At 45.2% G+C, this 21884-nt stretch carries 16 protein-coding genes and 1 pseudogene; 10 read left to right on the top strand and 7 right to left on the bottom strand.

The genetic code is table 11. The features are described from left to right. Nucleotides 1–5: 5 nt before the first annotated feature. Nucleotides 6–911: a chemotaxis protein gene (locus AC51G0_RS23535; protein ID WP_496304081.1), complete on the bottom strand. Its 906-nt coding sequence runs from the start codon at nt 909–911 to the stop codon at nt 6–8. Nucleotides 912–1961: 1050 nt separating this feature from the next. On the opposite strand from AC51G0_RS23535, the gene AC51G0_RS23530 reads away from it, so the two are divergent. Then, nucleotides 1962–2573, top strand: coding sequence for a hypothetical protein (locus AC51G0_RS23530; protein WP_496304080.1), 612 nt, complete (start codon nt 1962–1964; stop codon nt 2571–2573). 277 nt (nt 2574–2850) lie between these two features. Here AC51G0_RS23530 and AC51G0_RS23525 read toward each other — a convergent pair whose 3' ends face one another. Next, a complete protein-coding gene (locus AC51G0_RS23525; protein WP_496304079.1) occupies nt 2851–3069 on the bottom strand; it encodes a hypothetical protein in 219 nt (72 codons plus the stop codon). Nucleotides 3070–3693: 624 nt separating this feature from the next. Here AC51G0_RS23525 and AC51G0_RS23520 point away from each other — a divergent pair. The 4 genes and pseudogenes from AC51G0_RS23520 (at nt 3694) to AC51G0_RS23505 (ending at nt 9751) form a co-directional block, all read left to right on the top strand. After that, nucleotides 3694–5643, top strand: a complete 1950-nt coding sequence (locus AC51G0_RS23520) for a HAMP domain-containing methyl-accepting chemotaxis protein (RefSeq protein WP_496304078.1) — start codon at nt 3694–3696, stop codon at nt 5641–5643. A 28-nt stretch (nt 5644–5671) separates the two neighbouring features. Continuing rightward, nucleotides 5672–6640 (top strand): annotated as a pseudogene (locus tag AC51G0_RS23515) (diguanylate cyclase domain-containing protein); the annotation flags it as partial. A 36-nt stretch (nt 6641–6676) separates the two neighbouring features. Next, a complete protein-coding gene (locus AC51G0_RS23510; protein WP_496304188.1) occupies nt 6677–7519 on the top strand; it encodes a putative bifunctional diguanylate cyclase/phosphodiesterase in 843 nt (280 codons plus the stop codon). 342 nt (nt 7520–7861) lie between these two features. Next, nucleotides 7862–9751, top strand: coding sequence for a methyl-accepting chemotaxis protein (locus AC51G0_RS23505; protein ID WP_496304077.1), 1890 nt, complete (start codon nt 7862–7864; stop codon nt 9749–9751). A gap of 237 nt (nt 9752–9988) precedes the next feature. Here AC51G0_RS23505 and AC51G0_RS23500 read toward each other — a convergent pair whose 3' ends face one another. Further along, a complete protein-coding gene (locus tag AC51G0_RS23500) occupies nt 9989–11566 on the bottom strand; it encodes an alkaline phosphatase (RefSeq protein WP_496304075.1) in 1578 nt (525 codons plus the stop codon). Between the two features lie 156 nt (nt 11567–11722). Next, the gene (locus tag AC51G0_RS23495) at nt 11723–12619 is read right to left on the bottom strand and encodes a LysR family transcriptional regulator (RefSeq protein WP_496304074.1); all 897 of its coding nucleotides are present in this window, start codon (nt 12617–12619) and stop codon (nt 11723–11725) included. A 129-nt stretch (nt 12620–12748) separates the two neighbouring features. Between AC51G0_RS23495 and AC51G0_RS23490 the strand changes: the two genes are divergently transcribed. Both AC51G0_RS23490 and AC51G0_RS23485 read left to right on the top strand, forming a co-directional pair. Then, nucleotides 12749–13072, top strand: coding sequence for a monooxygenase (locus AC51G0_RS23490; RefSeq protein ID WP_496304073.1), 324 nt, complete (start codon nt 12749–12751; stop codon nt 13070–13072). Beyond that, nucleotides 13065–13436 carry a hypothetical protein gene (locus AC51G0_RS23485; RefSeq protein ID WP_496304072.1) on the top strand — a complete coding sequence of 124 codons (372 nt, stop codon included), beginning with the start codon at nt 13065–13067 and terminating at the stop codon, nt 13434–13436. The genes AC51G0_RS23490 and AC51G0_RS23485 overlap by 8 nt, the downstream gene beginning before the upstream one ends. Nucleotides 13437–13589: 153 nt before the next feature. Here the strand turns inward: AC51G0_RS23485 and AC51G0_RS23480 are convergent, their stop codons facing one another. Further along, the gene (locus AC51G0_RS23480) at nt 13590–14801 is read right to left on the bottom strand and encodes an MFS transporter (RefSeq protein ID WP_496304071.1); all 1212 of its coding nucleotides are present in this window, start codon (nt 14799–14801) and stop codon (nt 13590–13592) included. Nucleotides 14802–14924: 123 nt separating this feature from the next. Here AC51G0_RS23480 and soxR point away from each other — a divergent pair, with 123 nt between their 5' ends. Beyond that, nucleotides 14925–15410 (top strand): redox-sensitive transcriptional activator SoxR, encoded by a 486-nt coding sequence (soxR, locus tag AC51G0_RS23475; RefSeq protein ID WP_496304070.1) that lies wholly within the window; start codon nt 14925–14927, stop codon nt 15408–15410. Here the strand turns inward: soxR and AC51G0_RS23470 are convergent. Both AC51G0_RS23470 and AC51G0_RS23465 read right to left on the bottom strand, forming a co-directional pair. Continuing rightward, the gene (locus AC51G0_RS23470) at nt 15407–16369 is read right to left on the bottom strand and encodes a TDT family transporter (RefSeq protein WP_496304069.1); all 963 of its coding nucleotides are present in this window, start codon (nt 16367–16369) and stop codon (nt 15407–15409) included. The two genes, soxR and AC51G0_RS23470, sit on opposite strands and share 4 nt — an antisense overlap. Nucleotides 16370–17070: 701 nt before the next feature. Continuing rightward, nucleotides 17071–18207 (bottom strand): bactofilin family protein, encoded by a 1137-nt coding sequence (locus AC51G0_RS23465; protein WP_496304068.1) that lies wholly within the window; start codon nt 18205–18207, stop codon nt 17071–17073. Nucleotides 18208–18467: 260 nt separating this feature from the next. Between AC51G0_RS23465 and AC51G0_RS23460 the strand changes: the two genes are divergently transcribed. Together AC51G0_RS23460 and AC51G0_RS23455 are read left to right on the top strand one after the other, a co-directional pair. Further along, nucleotides 18468–19226, top strand: coding sequence for a TIGR01458 family HAD-type hydrolase (locus AC51G0_RS23460; protein ID WP_496304067.1), 759 nt, complete (start codon nt 18468–18470; stop codon nt 19224–19226). A 562-nt stretch (nt 19227–19788) separates the two neighbouring features. Further along, entirely contained in the window at nt 19789–21825 is a 2037-nt protein-coding gene (locus tag AC51G0_RS23455) for a methyl-accepting chemotaxis protein (protein WP_496304066.1), read from the top strand. Nucleotides 21826–21884 lie beyond the last annotated feature (59 nt).

Here is a 21884-nt window from a genome sequence, read left to right as displayed (position 1 = left end):
ATAATTTAGTTACTTAGTACTGATTCCATTTTCTCAGCACCTCGTAGCATTGCCTGCACTAGTTCAGTTGCATCGAACTTAGTTAGTGCTTCATGCGCCCCTACTTGATGGGCTTTGTCTGCACTCATTTCGCTGGATAATGAGGTATGTAGGATTCGGTAGGCATGGCTAAGATTGGGATCATTTTGTACTTCAAACGCTAGCTCATATCCATCTAGTCCTGGCATTTCTATGTCACTGACTAAAATATCGACAGGCTTTCCTTCTGCGGTAAAATTCCGCATTGTTTCCAGTGCATCTAGTCCGTTTTTACAGACCGAGTATGAGATATTAATGCTATCTAATGCATCAGAGAGTTGCTTTCTAGCAACACTGGAATCATCAACCAGTAAAATATTCAATGGTTTTAAGCGCTCGCGCTCTACATCTGTAAGAATAGGGAATTTGGCTGATGCATCTTGAGGGTAAATCTTTGAAAGGAGTAACTCGACATCTAACATTTGCACAATGTTGTCTTCATGGCGAGTGATACCTGTAACAAATACATTTCTCCCCGCTGTTTCTGGTGATGCTTCAATTGAATGCCAGTTACATTCAATGATTCTATCTATGGTGCGAACCATAAAGGCGACAACAGTGCGCAGGCAGTCAGTTACGATAAGGTGGCAGCTTTCATACTCTTCTTCAGCTATCGGTCTAAATCCAATCGCTGCCGCCATGTCAATTACAGGGACGGTTAAATCACGAAAGGTAACAACGCCAATAACATGATGGTGAGAATATGGAATTTGCGTGGTTGGCATGTAAGGTACGATTTCACGCACTTTGAGCGTTCCAATAGCAAAACTCTGTTGCTGAAGTGACAACTTAAACAGAAGCATCCCTTGGGACTGATTCGCTTTGCTTTTCATTAACATATCCTAGATATTTTGATCATGGCATTATCATGCTCATGAGATTAAACAAGTTTTGTAAGCTTAATTTTGAGGCTAGCCATGAAGGTACTTTTTTCTGTAATCAGAAGCTTTTGCGACAAAGGAGAGTGGGAATATTGGTAGGACTAAACCAAGTGAGAATACTAGCTTTTCTTCAAACAGTAGTAAAAAGGCACTTGTTATTATGAGTAATATTAGAAGTGAAGATATGCACCAGTGTGCTTTTGTGTGTTTTTGAATAAAGAGTGCGTATTTTTTTAACATGGATGATATATAAGTGAGTAAAATAGATTTGTTTCAATATGTTAGCATCGCTAAGTGTTAGTCGTATCAGGGCCGCCTTTCTTGTCTCTGTGCTGTACATTATCACGTCCGTTCTGTACTGATTTGACAATACAAGCACTAAACACACTGTAGTTGTTGTGCTGACATAGAGAATGTGACGACTTAGCGCTCCAACTCCAATTATTCGACAACCCGAAACAAGATGAGTGCCGATTCATTTTGTTATACTTCATGCCGTTGAAAGCGCTTTCTTTGTGTATTGTTACATATTGTTTGCAAGTTAGCTAATTAAATCGATTTTGACTCTTTTTGTTAATAAGATTGCCTCTTAAAGAACTTATCTACTCCGCTCTTTGGTTACTGTAAATGTAAAGTTGTTTCAGCTTAACACCTTGATTAATAGTCATAAAACTTGTTGCGTGTTGATTTGAACACTATGTTTTATACATCACCATAAAGAAAGCGCTTTCATTGTGATTGCAAACAAATGATAATAAATGGGACACTGCTCGCAATTAGCAAGGGAGCCTCTTGTTTCTTAATGACCATGTGGGTCTGAGGTGCTGATGGAAGATGACTTCATTATATTTCTATGTGAGCACCTTAAATACGGTAGATCGTCTTTTCAAGAACTGAAAGATAATGGTTTTACTGAAAAGGTCGTACGTAAGCAGGCAAGATAACATGTTTCATGAACTGTTGATGAAATGAGCGAAAAGAGGGGCAGAAGGAAACTTAGTCATGATTAATTTAGTACTTGGTGTCGGAATTAATGATATGAGGGGCCAGTGTAGTTATCAAAACACCGAAGGCAAGTATCGGAAAAGGCGATTTTATCTATCATGGCGAAGTATGATGGAGCGGTGTTATAGCGGAAAAAAACACCAACAAAAACGTGTAAATATAGGTTATTCAATGGATCCATGTTGGCATCGATTGAGTGAGTTTAAGGCATGGTTTGATGAGTACTATATTGAAGATTATCAGTTAGACAATGATCTACTGGAGAGTAATAAAATCTATTCTCCAGAATACTGTATCTATGTGCCAGCGTGGTTAAATGATTTTTATATTGATAGTAAAACAACATGGGGTGAGTACTCGAAAGGTGTGACTTGGAACGCAAGTAAAGGTAAATATCTGGCAAACATCATTGTTAATGGGAATACGTTATTTCTTGGATATCACACTACACCAGAGCTAGCTGCTAAATCATATCGTCGAGCCTTAGAGTTTAATATATTACAGCGTATTGAAGAGTGGTCTAGCGGAGATAATGAACTATATAGACCCAAACAACATGACAGGATTGTAAGTCTTGTTCGAAACAAATGCGAGTTTAATCATGGCTAGCCGAAAGATCTAATTCGATGTGTAAGGTGTACGTTTTTTGTCTAAATCTAGATCAGGCGAAGCGATGCTGAGGGCGGTCATGTTATGAGTGGCATAAAGGCTTAAGCCTGTAACGCAAACCATCTGCCAAGTTGCCATGGGGCACAGGAATCTGGTCCTGTATTCGTCAGTTTGCTATGGTGATATCGGTACCCATTAGCATGTCTAACGGACTCGATACATGTTGGTTATAATATGCTCGAAGGCCAGAGCGAAGAAAATCAAATTGGTAGCCACATTACGATGACTTTACCCCCAAGCGATTATTGACACCATTGCGCCAATCACTCCAAGTGAGACCATCCAGTTGCATAAAATACCTTTTACAAAGGCAATATCCATCCTGAAAAGTCTTAGCCTTCTCCTCATCAACGATCAGGCTCAACATATCGAGTTCTGTCTCTAACACGTTGAAGTCATCTGCACCATGTCCGCCCTTCACGTCTGCGTTTTGCATCGCACGCTCAAGGAATAGTGCTTAATGAATATATTATCAGGAGATGTGAATGTTTATTTTTCATGACCTGATGAATGCTAACAGCTACCTAATGCAGACTTTGAAGCACGTGTGGCCGGCGAGAAGTGCAATTATATAGGCTGCCTAGCAAAGAGTAGGAAGGCGGGAAAGAACCGAGGGCGCTACTATCTAGTGAGGGCATAATGTTAACTTTAACATCAAACAACACAGATACGCCTTTTGTGTATCTGAATGCCCACCCTATGACTTGCTAATAATCATAAAATTATTAAAAAAATCATACCAATGAGCCAGTGATGAGATTTATATTTAACATTCACACATTCACACATTCACACATTCACACATTCACACATTCATAGTCAGGTACTGTTTTAATTTTGTTGTGTTATGTTTTTGTTATCGGTTTGTTTGTAAGTATTAATGCACCATTTGGAGCTGAGTTTTTACTTCAATAAGCATTCACCAGGCAAATAATGATGATCCAGATCAATGAGTCAAAACTATTGAAATCCATAATGAAAGCGATTTCTTGCATATCTGGGTATTATTTTCTTATGAGTCCAGCTTCTTATTGATTTGGTGTAGAGGTTCAGTGAGTGTATGTTTAAAGATTTGCGATTAGGAATGAAAATAGGGTTGAGTTTCTCTCTCATCTTAGCCTTGCTGTCGGTGGTACTTGGGGTTGGTATTGTTGCGCTTGAAAAAACGGACGAGGGTATTACTGCATACCGAGGTCTGGCGAGAGACACCAACCTTTCAGGACGTTTGCAGGCCAATATGCTGATGACTCGGATGAATGTGAAAGATTATCTCATCAGCCAAAGTGATGAAGACTTAGCCCAATACGAAGGCTATCTTGAAAAGATGAACACCTTTTTGGCTGAGGCCAAAAAGGAAATTCAAAAGCCAGAGCGCGCTGAATTGATAAAAGGTATCGATTCTTTTGTGTCTGAGTACGAAAGCGCTTTCTTTAAGGTGGTATCATTAATCGAGCAGCGAAATCGTGTGGTGAATGACCAACTTGTTCCTCAGGGGGAGGTGATGAGAAAGGCTATCGCTGACATTATCGACTTGGCTTATGATGATAATGATGCCGAGGCTGTATACCATGCCTCTCATGTCCAGGAGAAATTACTGTTCGGGCGCCTGTATGTCTCCAAATTTCTCAGCTCCAATAGCCAGGAAGATTACAGCATTGCTGTCATTGCAATAGATAAGAAGCTGGTAGCTGAAACGACTGAGCTGAAACAACACCTGCAACATTCAATTTACTTAAATTTACTGTCGCAATTTAATAAGGCGCAACAAGGTTATGTGAGGGGCTTGGTTGAAGTTGACAGGCTTATTGAAGAGAGAAATGAACTGATTGAAAATACACTGAACCGAATCGGCCCGCAGATTGCGAAAAATGCAGAAGATGTAAAACTGTCGGTCATGGCCGAACAAGATAGGCTAGGGCCTGAATTAGCCGCAAGTACTGATGCCAGCGTTAATCTCAGTATGTTTCTGTCCGTTGCTGCTATCGCAATTGGTGCTATTGCGGCTTATTTGTTGACGGTCTCAATTACCCGCCCGATAGGCCAGGCCGTTGTGGCCGCCAACCAGCTGGCTGATGGTGACCTGACTATCGAGCTAAAAAATGCCAGCCGCGATGAAACCGGCCTGTTACTGGCATCTATCCAGAGTACAGCGACCAATTTGAGAAATATTGTTACTACTATATCGGGAGCCAGTGCTGAGCTAGCTTCAGCATCTGAAGAGCTGGCGGTGGTGACAGAGCAGTCCACCCAGGGAATTGACAACCAACAGACCGAAACGGATTTGGTTGCTACTGCTATAAATGAAATGGTAACGACTATCCATGATGTTGCAGATAATGCAGCCAAAGCTGCCGAGGCAGCCAATCAAGCGGACAGCGAGGCAGGTGTCGGTGCTCAGGTGGTTGCACAGACGGTTTCAACCATCAATACGCTGGCTGATAGGGTGAATGAATCCTCTGAAAAACTGGGTGAGGTCGAACAGGAGTCTATGAACATCGGCAAAATACTGGATGTTATCCGAGACATTGCCGACCAGACGAACTTACTGGCACTTAATGCAGCGATTGAGGCCGCTCGTGCAGGCGAGCAAGGTCGCGGTTTTGCCGTGGTGGCTGATGAAGTTCGCTCCCTTGCTCAGCGTACACAGGAATCTACCCAGGAAATCCAAAAGATTATCGAGCAGCTTCAGGTGGGTACGCAAAGCACCGTTGCCGTTATGAATCAAGGGAAAGAGCAAGCGGCTCAAAGTGTGGAGCAGGCCAAGGAAACTGGCAGTGCATTGCAAGCCATTACTCACGCTATCAGTGTTATTAACGATATGAATATTCAGATTGCCAGTGCATCTGAGCAGCAAAGTTCGGTGGCTGAGAATATTAACGAAAATGTGATAAACGTAAAACGTGTTGCGGAAGAGAATGCGGTTGCCGCGAACCAGACCAGGGCCTCAACCAGTGAAATCGCACAGCTGTCAGAGCAGCTGAAAGAGTTGGTTGCCCAGTTTAAGATTTAAAAAAGAACATGGGGAATGAAGGGCGTTTATGTTAAGCGCCCTCACTTTACCTGATTACAATGAGTCGAATTATAAAAATAATGGGTTAACAATGAATGTTAAGGGACGGAGAAACAATATCTCGATTGCACATGAATCCCCTAATGCCGGTGATGGCTCTCAAAAAAACGCTCAAGCAGTGTTAGCTGAAAAGATGAAAGAATTGGATAAAAAACCACGGCTTCTTTCCGCCATCGTACATCAGAGTTCAAATGCGATTGTCATTACAGATACCCAGAGGAACATCCTGTACGTCAACAAGAAGTTTGAAGAAATTAGCGGGTATGCACTTCGTGACGTATTGGGGGAAAACCCGAGAGTACTCCAGTCAGGGAAAACACCAGAAAGCACTTATCAACTGATGAACCAAACGCTTGCGAAAGGCAATGAGTGGAAAGGTGAGTTTACCAATATTCATAAAAATGGGCGTGAGTATATTGAGGAAGCGGTGATATCGGCTGTCAGAGATGAAACGGGTAAAGTTGTGTACTACCTGGCGGAGAAAACAGATATTACCGCACTTAAACTCGCTCAAAATGAAATCCGCACCCTTGCCTACTACGATACATTAACGGGTCTTCCCAATCGGGCGTACTTTATTCAAGAGTTGGAAAAACAGATTAATTTATCAGGTCTGGATAAAGAGCCGTATTTTTCTGTGTTATTTGCTGATTTAAATCGGTTTAAAGAAATCAATGACACGCATGGCCATTTGTCAGGTGATATTGCATTAAGGGAAGTAGCCTGCCGTTTTAAAGAGGTGGCTAATGCTGAAGACTTATTAGCCCGAATTGGTGGTGATGAATTTGTCTTTCTGCATCGACATACTTCAAAAACCAGTGCCTCTGAACTTGCTGAGTGATTATCAGACTCTCTTCTGGGTCCTATCTTGATTGAAGGGCATGAGCACTATATAGGAGTGAGCATAGGTAGCTCGACATGCCCAGCAGATGGAAATTCTGTAAAACAGCTTTTACAGTATGCTGATATCGCAATGTATCATGCCAAAGCATCAAAAAATGCTTACAGTGCTTATCAGCATGAGTTGGGTGCAAAATCACGTAGAGAATTTAACATTGCCCGCAGACTTGAAAAGGTAGTAGAAACCAATCAACTCTATTTGATGTACCAGCCTAAAATGGATTTAAATACGGGACACCTGGTGGGGGCTGAAGCCCTGCTACGCTGGAATGAGCCTGAGTTAGGCGAGATCAGTCCTGCTGAGTTTGTTCCCATTGCAGAGCGTTGTGGGTTGATGTGTACTATCGGACAGTGGGTCATCAAACAGGCGTGCAACCAGTTAAAGGTATGGGAACGAAGTGGTTTTGTGTTACCAGGGCGTTTGGCTGTCAATATCTCCGTTCAACAGGTAGAGCATCCTGATTTTTATGAGCAACTGGTTGCTAATATTGAGAATGAGGGAGTCTCTCCATCTCAGATTGAACTCGAAGTCACAGAGTCTGTTCTGATTAGAAATCCAGAAAGAACGTCAGAGATATTGGCCTCCCTGGAAAAATTTGGCTTTACTATCGCCATTGATGATTTTGGTACGGGGTATTCTTCATTAGCTTATCTTAAAAAAATACGGGCGAGTATTTTAAAAATAGACCGATCATTTATTAAAAATATCACCAGTGATGCGGATGATAAAACCATTGTTCAGTCTGTCGTTGAGATGGCTCACAACCTAGGCCTGAGAGTTATAGCTGAAGGTGTAGAGCAGCAAAGTCAGGCCAATTATCTCTCAGCGATTAATTGTGATATGGCGCAAGGGTTCTTATATTCGCATCCGTTAAGTGCAAATAAATTTGCGTCAATGTTGGATGCTAAGATTTAATCATAAATCAGCATTAGATTTTGATTAATATTACTTAGGTACGACAAAAAACAGATGAATACTCAATCTAACCAAGATAAAGATACACTGTTTTATTTGGTTTATTACAGACGCAACGTAGAGAACGCGTTTGATGCTACGGGAACAATAATAAATCAGATCATGTTACTTATTCTTAAAAATGAATTTTAGAAACGAAAGAGCTGACTGATACATTGGGGGGAAATGTGTATTAAGCGTTCAATCAGATGATGAAGAGTGTAAAGCGTGGATGAATCTATCATTAGATAAGCAATATCTATGATTCTAAGTAGTAAAGAAAATTAAGAAGTGGAACGAATTGTGAGCGCTAGAAATAAGCTAATGATATCTATTGGAATGCTGATTATACTGATAATCTCAGTATTGTCGGTATTGGGATACTCCCAAATCAACGACTCTTCGACTCGTGACTATAGAAACAATTTATCGAATAAATCTTTTTTGGTTGCAAAAGCGGTTGAGGAAAAAGTAAATAGCTATTTTGTTGCTTTGGACAGCTTAGTTGCAGGATTAGAGATAAATCAGGGGAGTGTAGTGGTCGATGACCACGTGCTGGATGCATTGGTGAACAGCAAAAATAACATGAAAGTGCTGAACGTATTTGTTGGCTTACCAGACGGAACGACGTTTGATGCGTCCAATCATGGACTCATCCCCAATTTCAACGCCAAACAAAAGCAACGCGAGTGGTATGTAAAGGGGATATCAGGGGCGGCGAGAACCGTTACTAACCCGTTTATGGCAACGACTGGCGACCTCACTATGGCAATGGTTGTACCGCTGAAGCAAAGTGGAAGAGTGGTTGCTGTTGTTGGTATGAGCCTGAAAACGAGTGATATTACTGATTATGTTAATGAGCTGTCTGAAGAAAAGAACCTATTTGTTGCCAGAGAGGATGGGTTCACTATGGCAGCCAGTTATCCAGAGTTTGTCGGAAATAACTTGTTTGAACTGCGTCCTAGCTATCAGCAATATGCTGATAAAAGCCGAAGTGAACATTCTTATGTGGTACCAGAAAAAGGGGAGTTCTATGTCGTCTCCTCAAAAATAGCGTCACTTAACTGGACTGTTTGGGCTTGGGCGATGTGGGATGATATTAATGCAACATCACAGTCAGCGGTGAAAGCCAACGTCATTGCTGGATTTATGTTCATCGTTTTTGGGGTTGCAGCTATTTACTATTTCATCACAACGTTGATGTATGTTCCGATTGGTGGTGAGCCGAAGGAAATTGAAATGCTGGTAGATAGAATAACCAATGGCGATTTGACGGGTATTCCATCTGTTGGGAGTGACAGTGTTGGGGTATATCGCTCGACGCTTATCATGGCAAATAAGCTTCGAGGCATCATTACTGACATTAACCAATCATCAACACAACTTATTGAAGTGTCGGGGCAACTTGGTGACTCTTCTCGCAAAGTCGATACTTCTTCTAAATCGCAAATGATGCAACTTGAACAAGTGGCCACTGCAATGAATGAGATGACTGCTACCGTTACAGATGTGGCCCAAAATGCGGTGCAGGCTTCTCGTTCATCAAATGATGCGAGTCAGAACACAGATCAAGGACTGCGTGTTGTCAGTCAGATGAATGATGAAATAGGCCGACTGGTTGCAGATATCGTTCAGGTTCAAGAAACCATTGAGAATGTACAAAGTGAGACAGAAAGCGTCGGAGGGATTTTAGATGTTATCCGAGGTATTGCTGATCAGACAAACCTGCTTGCATTGAATGCGGCAATTGAAGCGGCACGTGCGGGAGAGCACGGTCGGGGATTTGCGGTAGTGGCGGACGAGGTGAGAACCTTGGCGACTAAAACTCAAGAAAGTACTAATGAAATTCAGACTATGATTGAAGCTCTTCAAGATCAAGCCACCCGCTCAGTCAGACTGATGACAGAAAATGCCAACAGTGCAAAACAAACATTGAGTAAATCGGATGATGCGAGCAATGCGCTTCAGGTGATTCAGCTGGAAATCAAGAAAATACAAGACATGAACAATCAAATTGCAACGGCTGCGGAACAGCAATCCAATGTAGCTACAGAGATTAATGAAAATGTCGTTAATGTGAATGATTTTGCTACCAGCACAGGAGAAGATGTGCAGGAGAACGTTCGTACATCGGAATCGCTAGACTTAATGGCGAATCGTCTTAGTGATACGGTCAGGATGTTTAAGGTGTAGCAAAAATTCTTGCTATACATAAGCAAACCCAACCAATGAAGAGTGGGTTATCGCAAAAGAATTTATGGCGTTACTGCACGCTTAATGGTTCAGGCCAACCCTAAGGTTGGTTTAACCAAGCTGCCTATGAGCTTGGTTAAAATCCTGCTTGGAACACAGGATATTACGGAACGGAAAACGGCCCTGAGCATCTGCTCAGGGCCGTTTTTTCTTTTCTGGGTATGTGGCGCTAGATGCTTATTTCACCATGCTTTTAATGTATTCACCAAGCTCTGAGTGGTGCATAATTTTCGAGACAGGAATGATCTCTTTGAGTGGGCCCCAAGCAAAAACGTTGACTGGAGTGTGGGTGTGAGTACCTGTCCCCCAAACGGTGTTTTGGCCAGTTGCGTGTTCACGGGCTAACAAGTTTCCACGATCGTTGTAGGGGAAGAAGGCATCAAAATCGTTGATTGCTGGCACATCCTCAACAGATAGGTATTTATGGTTTTCATGGTGATATGGGTTTGGTTTTGTCGTCATCACGCTAGCCGCCTGATCTGCCGTAATAGGGAAATCACTATTTGCATTGACGAGTTCAGCGAGTTTTTCAGGTGTTTGCTGTGCTTTTTCAAGCTTATCAAAGTTGCTGAACATAGTGGCGTAACTCATCTTCTGGTTATAGAGGCCATCTAAGATCTCGAATTTACCAAAGTTGAAATTAGGTGCGTAGTCGCGCTCTTGAAATGCTTTGCCAAGCCGTTTTTCAGGCTTTGGCAAATCTTTGGAAGAATAACTAAAGCCAAAGGATCCTGTCTCATGATCGGCGGTTACGATGATTAGTGTATCATCACGATCTTTAGCCCATTCGTAGACAGAGCCTACAGCCTCGTCGAACTTGATCATTTCATGCAGCATGGTGCCCGCATCGTTACTGTGGCCAGCCCAGTCAATTTGACCGCCTTCAACCATTAGGAAGAAACCGTCTTTATCTTTTGAAAGCAACTTTAGTGCTTTTTCCGTCATCTCTTTCAGCGTTGGCTGAGTGCGGTTAGGATCGTTTTTGGAGTTGCTGTAAGCGATGCCGTCATTCATGCCTGAATAGGCAAACAGGCCAAGTAATTTATCGCCTTGTGCCTCTTCTAGCATGTCTTTATTAAATGCTAGATTGTAACCTTCACGTTTTGCTTCAGTTAGAAGGTTGCGGTCATCTTTACGCTTGGACTTTAGTTTCACATCTCCCTGCGTAAGTGCTTCAAGTTCTTTGTAGATCGCCCCTTTGTCGTTTGTCGATTTAGGGATCCAGTGGCGTAGGCCCCCAGAGAGCATGACATCAACACCTGTCTCGAGCATGTCAGAAGCAATATCATTTTCCAAAGAGCGGTGTGGCTGGTGAGCTGCAAACGCCGCTGGAGTGGCATGAGTTAGGCGGGTATCGGAAACTAAGCCAGTTGCTTTACCAATGCTTTTTGCTTTCTCGAGCACCGTTTCAACATGATCACCGTTTGAGTTGATGCCAATCACCTCAGATGCACTGTATATACCCGTGGCAAGCATAGTTGCTGAACACGCTGAGTCGACAACAACAGCGTCTTCTGGGTGAGTCAGCGATGAGCCGATGACACCCTCTTGAGCGAGTTTATACAATGCAGTGGTCTCACCGTTGTAGATTGAGTGCGGTGCATTGTTTGCGTATGTTTCTAACAGTCCAACCTGCTGGGGGCCCATACCGTCACCAATCATTAGGATAACGTTTTTGATTTCTGCCGATAATGCTGAAAAGGAGAGCGTAGACGTTGCGGCGGCAAGAATGAGAGGTTTAACAATGTGTTTCATTTCATAATCCTGATGTCTAAATACGGCATTAGTTAATCAAGGACTTATGAAGTTTTTATGGCCGTTATAAGTATTTTATATGACCCTTGCCGATGTATATCTACGATATGGCTAATACGCATTTTCCCTCATCGCATCTTTATTAGCTCTGCTTTGTTACGTTCTTTTTCTGGCGGCATTTAGCAACATATCATAGAAACATTTTGCTGCCGGCCCGGTTTTTGCTCCCTTGGGTAATGTCAGGTGCAGCGGCACTTGGTAGCGCTCAGCGTTTTCAATGTTGAGTACCACAATTCTGTCGTCAGCACGGCTTTTAACTATATGCTCTGGTAAGCGGCAGAATCCCCCCCCTTGCTCAACGGCCCGAAAAGCATGGTCGAAATTGTCCACCGTAATGCGTTGGCGTGATTTTAGCCAGCCGACGTCTTGCTTGCTGTTTTTGTCAGTTTCATCGCCTAAATCCCGGATCACAATTTGGCTGATAGTGGACAGTTCGGTAAGGCAGAGAGAGGGCTTCTGCGCCAGAGGGTGATGTGCTGCGGATACCGGGATCATGGTGGTGACGCCAAAAGCTTCTGCCGGGTAATTGGTAATGGGCAGATTAATGATAGCGATGTCCGCTAGCTCATTGGTGACCATTTCCGTGGTTTTCGACAGTGAGGTTTCCACTACCTGAATCGACGTGGTGCTGTTTTGCGATAAGTACTCAGCCATAGGGTGATATAACCATTCCGGATCGCAAAGGTGATCGATAGCGATGGTGATTTCTGCCTCGATCCCTTTTGATAACTGCTCACTGATCACTTCCAGCTCACGTGCCTGCTCCAGCATGGCATTGGCCCGGCGCAGTAATGATTTTCCATCTTCGGTTAGTACCGCTCTGCGCCCTTGCACTTCTACCAGTGAAACACCCAGTTGCTCTTCGAGCTTTTTGACGGCGTAGATCAGCGTGGTATGGCTTTTGTTCAATTCCGTTGCAGCAGCTTGAATACTGCCAGCGCGATCAATCGCATACAGTGTCAGCCATTGGTCGAGGGTGGTCTTTAATCTCATTGGTCTAAATTTTCTACAGTAAGTCGCAATATTATGAACTTTTATGTTGGTTTTTTATAGATAAGAATAGACCCAACAACAGACAACGAAGCCGATAAAAGTGGCTTCCTCAAATGTGGAGATATAACGATGGCGAAATTACTGCAGGTTGATTTTGGGTTTAGCGGTCCGTTTGGTGAAGAAATGGCAAATGCATTAGTTGAGCTTGCTGAGTCTATTAACCGTGAACCGGGCATGATTTGGAAAATCTGGACTGAAAGTGAAAAAGATCAGTTGGGTGGCGGCATCTATCTGTTTGAAGACGAAGCCAGTGCGCAGGCCTATCTGGAGATGCACACCGCACGTTTACAGCAAATGGGTATCGGTGAGGTTCGTGGACACATCTTTGACATCAACCAGTCGCTAACGGCTATCAATAACGGTCCGGTCAATCAGAGCAGCAATCATGAGTAACAACACATTTTTAACCCTGCATGGTGGTATTTACCTGGTATTTGCACTGGCGTTGTTTTTTGCACCGGGCCTGATGTGGCCCATGTATGGTGTGGAGATAAATGACCAATACGCGTATTTCCTTTCGCAGCATACAAGTATCTTTCTTGGCGGTATCGCTGCAGTTAGCCTGATGCTGAGGGACATCGAGCCGGGTGTGGTTGCGAAGAAGCTGTTTACCGCTTTGGTGATCACCAATATTCTCGGTGTCATTATTACCGTTTATGCTGGCGTTAAAGGAATATTTGTTGGCTTTGGATGGAGTGATCCCGCTTTCTTTACCTTGCTTTCGGTGCTGAGTTACCAGCAGCTGAAAAAGCAGTAAAACTGGTCTCTTCATCTCCGGGGGATGGTATTTGCTCACGGCATGGAAGCCGTCGAGCAGCTTTCTCATCACGGTTAGGTTAAGTGCGGGAGATAAATCACTCTCTAGGCTAGGCCTATCATATATTTCCTATTCTATTTGAAGCCAATGAGTTTAGGTTGTCCCTATGGCTGCACTCCGATTTTCGATGTGCGCACCATTGCGGTAGAGGTTAACCATCAATAGGCTGGCTAACAGAAGAATTAAAGCAATAGTGATAAAGCCATATGCCGTTAGGTTTAAGTGAGACAGTAGGGCAATCAGTACATAGCTTGCACTTTGGCTGAATGTGGAGAACAGTTTTAGCCCGCCTTCAATTCTGCCGCGTTGGCTCACCGCTACTTCGTGGTTCATTTTGTTGGTACGGGCAATACGGTTGAAAGAGTTGAAGAAGCCAATAATCACAGTGAGCAGAACCATAACGAAAGGTGACAGGAATAGCGCCAATAAGACCAACAGCACACTCATTGCTGTCATCGACAGCATCATGGCATGCTCATGGTGGATTTTGTCTAGTAGGCGGGCGACAGTGAAGCCACACAGTAGAGCACCGATACCGTAGCTGATCTTCCAGCCTGCAAACCAGGCTCCGCTGATGGCTTGTTCGGCAAAATAGATCGGCACTAGCTTTACCAAAAAGGTCAGGGCCGGATAAGACAAGCATGAAAGTGCCAGAAACAGGTAAAAGCGGGGCTGTCGGGCAAAAATATGCTTTGTTTCTAAGAGTTGGCGAGAAAAAGGCTGTTGCGCTTCCGCTGCAGAGAGTTTCCTCTGGTAGGGTGTCATTGCATAGCTTAGCGCAGACAGGCTCGAGGCAATGAAAGCCAGCAGAGAGAATTCTAGCATCGACCATTGCTCCAGTAGGATGATACCTGCGCCGCCTGCACCCAACATGGTTAATTGCATCACCACCTCTTGGTGGCCCGTGATCCGGCTATATTCATCCCGGGTGTAGTTTTCCTGAGTAAAGGCATTGTTGGTACTCCAAGCCAGATCATTGCTGAGCCAAAATACCCATTGTGCCAAAGCCAGCAACCAGAAAGGCGGCAGTTCAATAAGAAAAGAGAGCAGGATAACTAGGGCGGTCGTAGCCTGAACAACCTGGACAATGACGAGGATGGCTTTTCTTGAGTAACGATCAACCAGTGCTGAAAGAATGGGTGTTAGCAGGAATGATGTGATGGTGCACACCAGCGCTATTATTGCGACGAATGTCCCCATCCCTTCATCGGCCAGCATGATCCAGGGCAGCGCCATCATAAACATGCCAGACGAGATACCATCAAAGAAGCGGCCGCTTAAGTACAGTAACGTTTTATTTTCCATTTTATTCCTTCTTCCTTGGTGATGAGTGCTTGCCTGAAAGCTGCCCGTACGAAAACTTGATTGGGAAATATTCTAAAAGTTAAACTTAACTTTAAGTCAATGGTCATTTTGGTAACGGTTTCGATGAAGACAAAAAAGAAGTTTTTTACCATAGGTGAAGCGGCTCAACGGTGTGGCGTGGCGACGTCAACCCTTAGGTTTTACGAAACAAAGGGGCTAATCAAATCGATTCGGACTAACGGTAATCAGCGCCGTTATCAGGCTCCGACGCTACGTACTATTTCGATAATTCGTGCCGCCCAGCAGCTCGGTGTGTCACTTGAGGACATTGGGCAAGCACTTGCGTCATTGCCTGATAACAGGCAGCCAAATAAAAGAGACTGGGAAAGAATGTCTAAAAGATGGGCTAAGACACTTGACCAAAAAATTCTTGAGATGCAGAGACTACGAGACAACCTCGACACCTGCATAGGTTGTGGTTGCCTGTCTCTGAAAAGTTGCTTGCTGTTTAATCCAGGCGATGAGGTTGCATCGCATGGTAGCGGCGCACGGTACATCATTGAGGGTAGCCCAGAGGAAATAGAGACTGGTATTGATAGAGATAACTAGGCTGCTTGTTGTTCTGATTTAGTCGCTCTCGGCCAATAGTAGCCGACATAATTCCAGCCGACCCAAATGACCAAACTTGTTGCAACCATCAGTTCAAATAGTCCTAGTTTTGCTAGCCAGGCCCAGTGGGGAAAATCAACGACTAGCCACTGGGTCAGGCGTTCAATCGCGACGGCACTGATCACTGACGGGAAGGTAACGGCAGCCAATGAGGGCTGAAACCGCTGCTTGAGCAGGTTGAAGTAGCACAGGTAAACCAGAATCGTCATGGTAATACCGACCCCGGCCAGTGCACCCGTCAGCACCGGATCAGGTTGCTCGACATTGAGCAGGTAAGCGGTGAGGGACAGGTTGACCGGCGCTGCCATAATTGCCAGTGTTGGCCTTGCCGGGCGCGGAAGGCGTCCGGCGAAACAGAGGCGGTACAGTACGACGGGCAGCATGAGGAAGTAGATAGCCACACAGGTATTGGTCATCGCGATGGCAAACTCAGTGTGGCCTAGCTGAGGCCCGGCCAGGGTACCGCTGATTGCCCCAACCGGATACAGAAACCAGCTCGGGTAGAGGTTGGTCAGGCGGAACCTTCTGAGCTGAAAACTGAAAAAGTAAATCAGCATGGCAAAATGAAGCATCAGCGCTGGATACCATAGCAGGCGGGCGCTCTCAACATGGATCGATGACAGGTAGTCGGCCAGTACCAGCATCGTCATCGTCATCGGTGCCATTAGGCTGCCATATAGCGGGTGGCGGAGATCCTGGATAAAACGCTGTGGGTTGAGCAGGTACTTGAGTACGACAGGTGCTAGCAGGCAGGCTCCGAGAAAGGCGCAGATACTGCGGATCATTTCTCCGCCACTAGGCAAAAATAGCGACCAGGCCAGCCCTGTCCCTGTTGTTGCCAGTGCCAATGCAGCCTGTGCAGTGGGTATATGTTTCAGCCCATTCCCGATTGCCGCCATGAAGATACTTTTCCTACTCTTAACGATCTGATTGTCATGTGACGTTGGAGTTTACACCACAATGGCTATAAAAAGCGCTCTTTTGATTTGAGTCGAAAAGTGCTGTACGTCACGTTTTAAACGGTTTTTTGTATAAATTGAATTTGCGAAAAGTAGAATTTCATACCATATTTAATATGAAGCTTGTGTTGAGCCGTTTCTTGCTTAGCTTCTGGAGGATTAAGCTGTATTCATGATGCTCAAGGGTGCAAGTTTCGTGTTGGTGCTGATGTGAATCAACATCAATAGAGCGAAAAGCTAAGTGCTTTATTGCTTAGTGACTTACAATTTGGTTAAGTGACAAAAAATATTTATACTTCTTCGCCAAATGACAAAGATGTCCGATTTAAAGAAGTGACTGTATCGGACACGGCATACTCAACGTAATGAGTGGCGAAGCCTCAAGATGTAAATGTACATCGTAAAAGCCTTAAGTGTGCTGTGTAGGTAGACTAAGGTGAGAAAAAATATAACTAAGCCGCACTGCAATGGTGCGGCTTTTCTTTGTTTAACGTATTAATAAATAATAATTTAGTTTTGGTACCCCATGTTTATTGATTGGGAAGACTACTCTGGTCCCCCTTCGACCAGAGACAGGGTACCTATCAGATCATTTGGGCATATTGGATTCTGATAACGTTCTGGTTTGTGAGATATCCTGATTAGTTATCAAGAGATAATTGCCTGCGATAACCGCTCTGTATAAGAGCGCCTAGGCCAAACAATACGATTGCCAGCTGGATCAGGCCGCCAATAATAGGGATCAGCTGCAGTACCCAGAGCGCAATGATGACAGTGAAAAAGGCGATAAGATGCCGCCCCCTGCCTGCTGTCTCCCACTTGCCGAAGCGGTGTAGGCATAGCTCGCTAATAGCAAATATACTGATCAGCACGCTGAACAAGATCATCACCAGATAGCAGGCTAACAGCGAAAGTGCTAGCAGGGAGCCGATGAGGGTTGCAAACAGCAGCAGGATGGCGAGCGGCGTGATCAACAGCACCGCCAGTCCTATTCCCAGGCTGGCCCAGGGGCGCTGTTGCAGCTCAGTGCTGGCATTTTCCGTTAGCCGAGGGAACAATAGGTAAAATACCGTACCTGTCGCCATCAGGCTGATGGCAAAAAATAGGGTGCCAGCCAGCGGGATCCCCCTGCCATGCTCTTTATGTTCAAAATCAAGCGGCTTTTCAACAAGCTGGCCATTGATAATACCTCCTTCTTCGATACTGGGCGGTTGCTTGCTATGCCAGATCAGGTCGCCGTCAATACGGGCTCCGTCGAGGATGTCGATCTGCTCGGCGAACAGCTCCACATCCCCTTTGATTTCACCGCTGATGATCACTCGCCGGGCTGCCGCCTTTAGTTCACTTCCGACTTGGCCTGATATCCGCACCGTCTCGCCGGCGAGCCATGCCCAGCTACCAATCCGGCTGCTTGCTTCCAGCGTGACATTTTCACCTGCTGCTACAAGATGATCGGCAATTTCGCCACTGATGAGAATCTGTCGCCCGGCGGCACGTACATCATCCAATACATTGGCACGCAGGTTGATGGTTTCACCGGCAGCGATAACATCGCCCTCGACAGTTGCATTGACAGTGATCAGCTGCCCAGCAGCAACCAGATCGCCGGCGACATCGGCCTGCAGCTCAATATGGCGGCCTGCAGTATAGAGATCGTGAGTAACGGGAGTTCGGATCAATACTGTCTCATCATAGGCCTGTGCTTGTAGTAATGGGCCCCAGAGCAGGGCAAGCGCAGTGGAAAGAAAATAGGTAAAGGAGAGTATTATCTGGTTCATGGCATCCGTGTCCTCTTAAATTGCCAACCTTAGTAGGCTTGTTGTACAGCCAGGTCTGTCCACCCTTGATTTTAGGACAAAAAAATTGAGGGATAAGGTATGCCTGTATAAACATTGAGCGAGAACAAAGAGCGGCTATGTTGTGTAGGATTTGTTGCGAGCAATTTCAGTCGGTTTCGCCGGGGAGAGGGACGGGCGCTCTATACTCAAGAGGTACCAATTTGAACCATTGGTTGGTATAGCAAAAGGGAGAATAAAGGATGTTCAACGCATTATTTTTTGATCTTAGCGGGGTGCTCTATGATGGTGAACAGGCGATCCCCGGTGCCGTCGAGGCGATAGCCCGGGCCCAGGCGAGCGGATTGGATATTCGTTTTGTTACCAACACCTCGCGCAGAACCTGTGCCCAGATATATCAGGATCTGACAAGCTTGGGATTCGATATCGGCCTAGAGCAGATTTATACCGCGCCCGCTGCGGTTAAGGCATTGCTACGGCAGCGCCGTTGGAGGCCTTATTGCTTGATCCACAGTAACATCCAACCTGAGTTTGCCGATATCGACCAGTCAAAGCCGAATGCAGTGTTTATCGCTGATGCCGAAGAGGGATTTTGCTACCAGGGGCTGGATCGCGCGTTCCAATTGTGCCAATCCGGGGCACCGCTGATCGGTATTGGCCGTAATCGATATTTTAAGCTCGGTGGCCAGCTGCATCTTGATGCCGGGCCCTTTATTCAGGCGATAGAGTATGCTGCCGGTACTGAGGCGATTATTGTCGGTAAGCCATCGGCTGATTTTTTTGCCCAGATTGTAGCTTCGACCTCCAGTACTGCTGCATCGGTGTTGATGATTGGTGACGATGTTTTTGGTGATGTTGAAGGTGCGCTGAATGCCGGATTGCGGGCTTGCCTGGTGAAAACCGGGAAATACCAGCCTGGTGACGAGGATTTGGTCGGGAAGCCTTTTGGGTGTGTCGATTCGGTCGTTGAGGCTGTCGATACTGCTCTGAGTTCTGGATAAGCGTCACACTTTTATCATCGATAATTTACCCAAAAAATCCCACCAATAACATTGCAATCAATAAGTGCTTGTTTTTACTTGTTAAAATAACTTTATCCACAAAAACAGTGGGTAACTTTATGGTAAATGCCACAGCGTGTTGATTGTTTTTTCATCGTTTAAAACGGGGCTTGAATATCGATTGTCAATGCGTTGTCAGCCAGTGTTAGCAGTATTGGTGTGACATACTCATTTTTTGAGGTGGTAGAGCGTTGTTTAACTTAAGGGTTACTCACTGTTAACGTGGCTATCTTAGATACAGAGCAGTGACAGAATATGCATACTCATTAATGTTACTATGGCCATCTGCCATATATGATGAAAATTGCATGTAATCTACATGTAATGTCATGTTTTATAAATACTTTACACACATGTGCTGTAAATGTTTGTGCTATCGTTCTGGTATGGTTTGAGCTGGCTCATAATTCTCTATAATATGCGCAAACAGTATTTTGGCATGCTTGTTGCCTTTGCTATTTTGTATGAGAAATGAAAATAATTATAACGTTAAGGTTGCACTATGTTTAATCCGACCCGTGCTCTGAATATTAGAACTACGCTTTTTACTGTCTTTATTATCCCTACGACTTTGCTATTGGTGTTTATTGGCATGCAGATAAAAAGTGCCAATGAACAGCTAGCGCAAGCCGAGCTTTCGCAAGAAACCGTAGCACTGTTTAATCTTTATGATGATGTCGCGCACCAGTTTGCGGTTGAACGAGGCCTGACTGCCGGTGTAATCGCTGCGAAAGGTCAGAGTAAGCAACGTGATGCCTTGCTAAAGCAGCGTCGGGCGGCTGATGCTGCCTACAATAACCTGCTGGCTTTTCAGCCTCAAAGCCTTTCCCCTCTCGTGGTAAATACCTTGCTGAGCGAGGTGAGGGCAGAGTTGGATAAGCGGCAGAACATTCGCTCCCAGGTTGACAGCCTAAACTTGGTTGATTCGCCATTTGCCTATTACTCTAACGTGAACCGGTTGTCGCTGGATAACCTGGCAATTGTTATGTCCCAGGTTAGTAACCGGGAGTTGAAGCAGGAATTACAGGGGCTGCTTTCGTTGCTGGTGATTAAAGAGCAGGCGGGGATGGCGCGAGGCGCACTGAATGGTGTGTTTGCAGGCAAAACATCGACACTGGATCGGTATGCGCAAATCACCACCTACATTAAGGCTGAGCGCTATGCACTAAGGCAGGCGGAGATGCTATTGACCGGTGATATGCTGCAACAGTTGCAATCAATCACCCGTCAGCCAACCTGGCAACAGGTTATGACAATTCAGCAGCAATACCAGGCTCAGAAAGGTAACCTGTCAGTAATTGAGGGCCCTGAAGCATCAGCCTGGTTTGCGTTGGCGACAAAGCGCATCGGTATGGTGAAAGGCTTGCGGGATAATCTTGCCGTTGCAATTACTGATAAAGCGACCCAAGACCGGGCCGATGCGAGCATGATGCGCATGGTGTATATCGCGGTGACATTGCTGGTTGTGCTACCCCTGATCTTGCTGACGGTTAGGGTAGTGAACAACGTGCGCCGTCGGGTTAAGAGCTTTACAGCCCAGCTTGATCAAATGGCCTCGAACAAGGATCTGACAATTCGCCTCTCAGATGGCAGCCAGGACGAATTTGGTGAGATTGCTCATCATTTTGACCATTTGGCGGTTAGCCTAGGCGAGACGTTGAACAAGGCGCTACAGGTGGCCAGTCAGACAGAGAAAGAAATGGTTGCGATGGTCAACCTTGTTACTCAAGCCCGTGATGCCAGTGAGCAAACTCATTTACGCTGCGATAACATTGCTACGGCGATGACGGAGATGGCCCAGACTAGCGAGCAGGTTGCCGGTATTACTGTTGAGGCCCAGCGCGGGACGGATTCGGTGAAAACCAATGCTGAAGCTTGCCACGAACATAGTGAGCAGTCATTTACTTCGACAACAACACTGCTTGAGAGCGTAAACCATACTTTCGATTGTATCGAAACGCTGGAGAAGCAGATGGGCAATGTGTCTGAAATTCTAGATACCATTAACGCGATCTCTGAGCAGACAAACTTATTGGCGCTGAATGCGGCTATCGAAGCGGCTCGTGCCGGTGAGCAGGGACGAGGATTTGCTGTCGTGGCGGATGAGGTTCGTACCTTGGCCCAGCGTAGCAAGCAATCGACAGAAGATATCCGTCAGTTGCTTGGCGGTATCGGCCAAAATGCCAAGGACTCTTTCGATAACATGCAGCAGAGCCGGGAAGCGAGTTATGAAACCCAGGAAGTGGTGTCTGATACCAAATCGCTCGTTGAAAACCTGATTTTGACAGTGAATGAGATTGCGGAGTTCAATGCCAGTATTGCCACGGCATCGAATGAGCAGTCACAAACGGCGAAGAGTGTCGATACCGATGTCGATGAACTGTTGGAAATGGCTGATAATACCAAGAAGACTATTTTTGATATTCAGAACGAAATGGAGCTGGTGAAGCTGCGGATGACCGAGCTGGTAGATGAGGTTAATAAGTTTACTATCAGTGGATCTGACGTGGATACTAGTGTGCCGATGATACGCTCATAAGCGTGAGGCAATTGCGTCATAAACATAAACACCGGGCCATATCGCCCGGTGTTTTTCTA

The sequence above is a fragment of the Photobacterium sp. HL06 genome, from assembly GCF_059552575.1.
Note: the sequence above shows the minus strand (reverse complement) of the source record. Positions and strands in the feature narration are given on the sequence as shown.

Excerpts from the sequence above, each read along its gene's own strand:
- AC51G0_RS23530 (WP_496304080.1), top strand. The coding sequence starts at position 1,962 with ATGATTAATTTAGTACTTGGTGTCGGAATTAATGATATGAGGGGCCAG.
- AC51G0_RS23485 (WP_496304072.1), top strand. The coding sequence starts at position 13,065 with ATGAGTAACAACACATTTTTAACCCTGCATGGTGGTATTTACCTGGTA.
- AC51G0_RS23465 (WP_496304068.1), bottom strand. The coding sequence starts at position 18,207 with ATGAACCAGATAATACTCTCCTTTACCTATTTTCTTTCCACTGCGCTT.
- AC51G0_RS23455 (WP_496304066.1), top strand. The coding sequence starts at position 19,789 with ATGTTTAATCCGACCCGTGCTCTGAATATTAGAACTACGCTTTTTACT.
- AC51G0_RS23495 (WP_496304074.1), bottom strand. The coding sequence starts at position 12,619 with ATGAGATTAAAGACCACCCTCGACCAATGGCTGACACTGTATGCGATT.
- AC51G0_RS23490 (WP_496304073.1), top strand. The coding sequence starts at position 12,749 with ATGGCGAAATTACTGCAGGTTGATTTTGGGTTTAGCGGTCCGTTTGGT.
- AC51G0_RS23500 (WP_496304075.1), bottom strand. The coding sequence starts at position 11,566 with ATGAAACACATTGTTAAACCTCTCATTCTTGCCGCCGCAACGTCTACG.
- AC51G0_RS23520 (WP_496304078.1), top strand. The coding sequence starts at position 3,694 with ATGTTTAAAGATTTGCGATTAGGAATGAAAATAGGGTTGAGTTTCTCT.
- AC51G0_RS23525 (WP_496304079.1), bottom strand. The coding sequence starts at position 3,069 with ATGCAAAACGCAGACGTGAAGGGCGGACATGGTGCAGATGACTTCAAC.
- AC51G0_RS23510 (WP_496304188.1), top strand. The coding sequence starts at position 6,677 with ATGTATCATGCCAAAGCATCAAAAAATGCTTACAGTGCTTATCAGCAT.
- soxR (WP_496304070.1), top strand. The coding sequence starts at position 14,925 with ATGAAGACAAAAAAGAAGTTTTTTACCATAGGTGAAGCGGCTCAACGG.
- AC51G0_RS23480 (WP_496304071.1), bottom strand. The coding sequence starts at position 14,801 with ATGGAAAATAAAACGTTACTGTACTTAAGCGGCCGCTTCTTTGATGGT.
- AC51G0_RS23470 (WP_496304069.1), bottom strand. The coding sequence starts at position 16,369 with ATGGCGGCAATCGGGAATGGGCTGAAACATATACCCACTGCACAGGCT.
- AC51G0_RS23535 (WP_496304081.1), bottom strand. The coding sequence starts at position 911 with ATGAAAAGCAAAGCGAATCAGTCCCAAGGGATGCTTCTGTTTAAGTTG.
- AC51G0_RS23460 (WP_496304067.1), top strand. The coding sequence starts at position 18,468 with ATGTTCAACGCATTATTTTTTGATCTTAGCGGGGTGCTCTATGATGGT.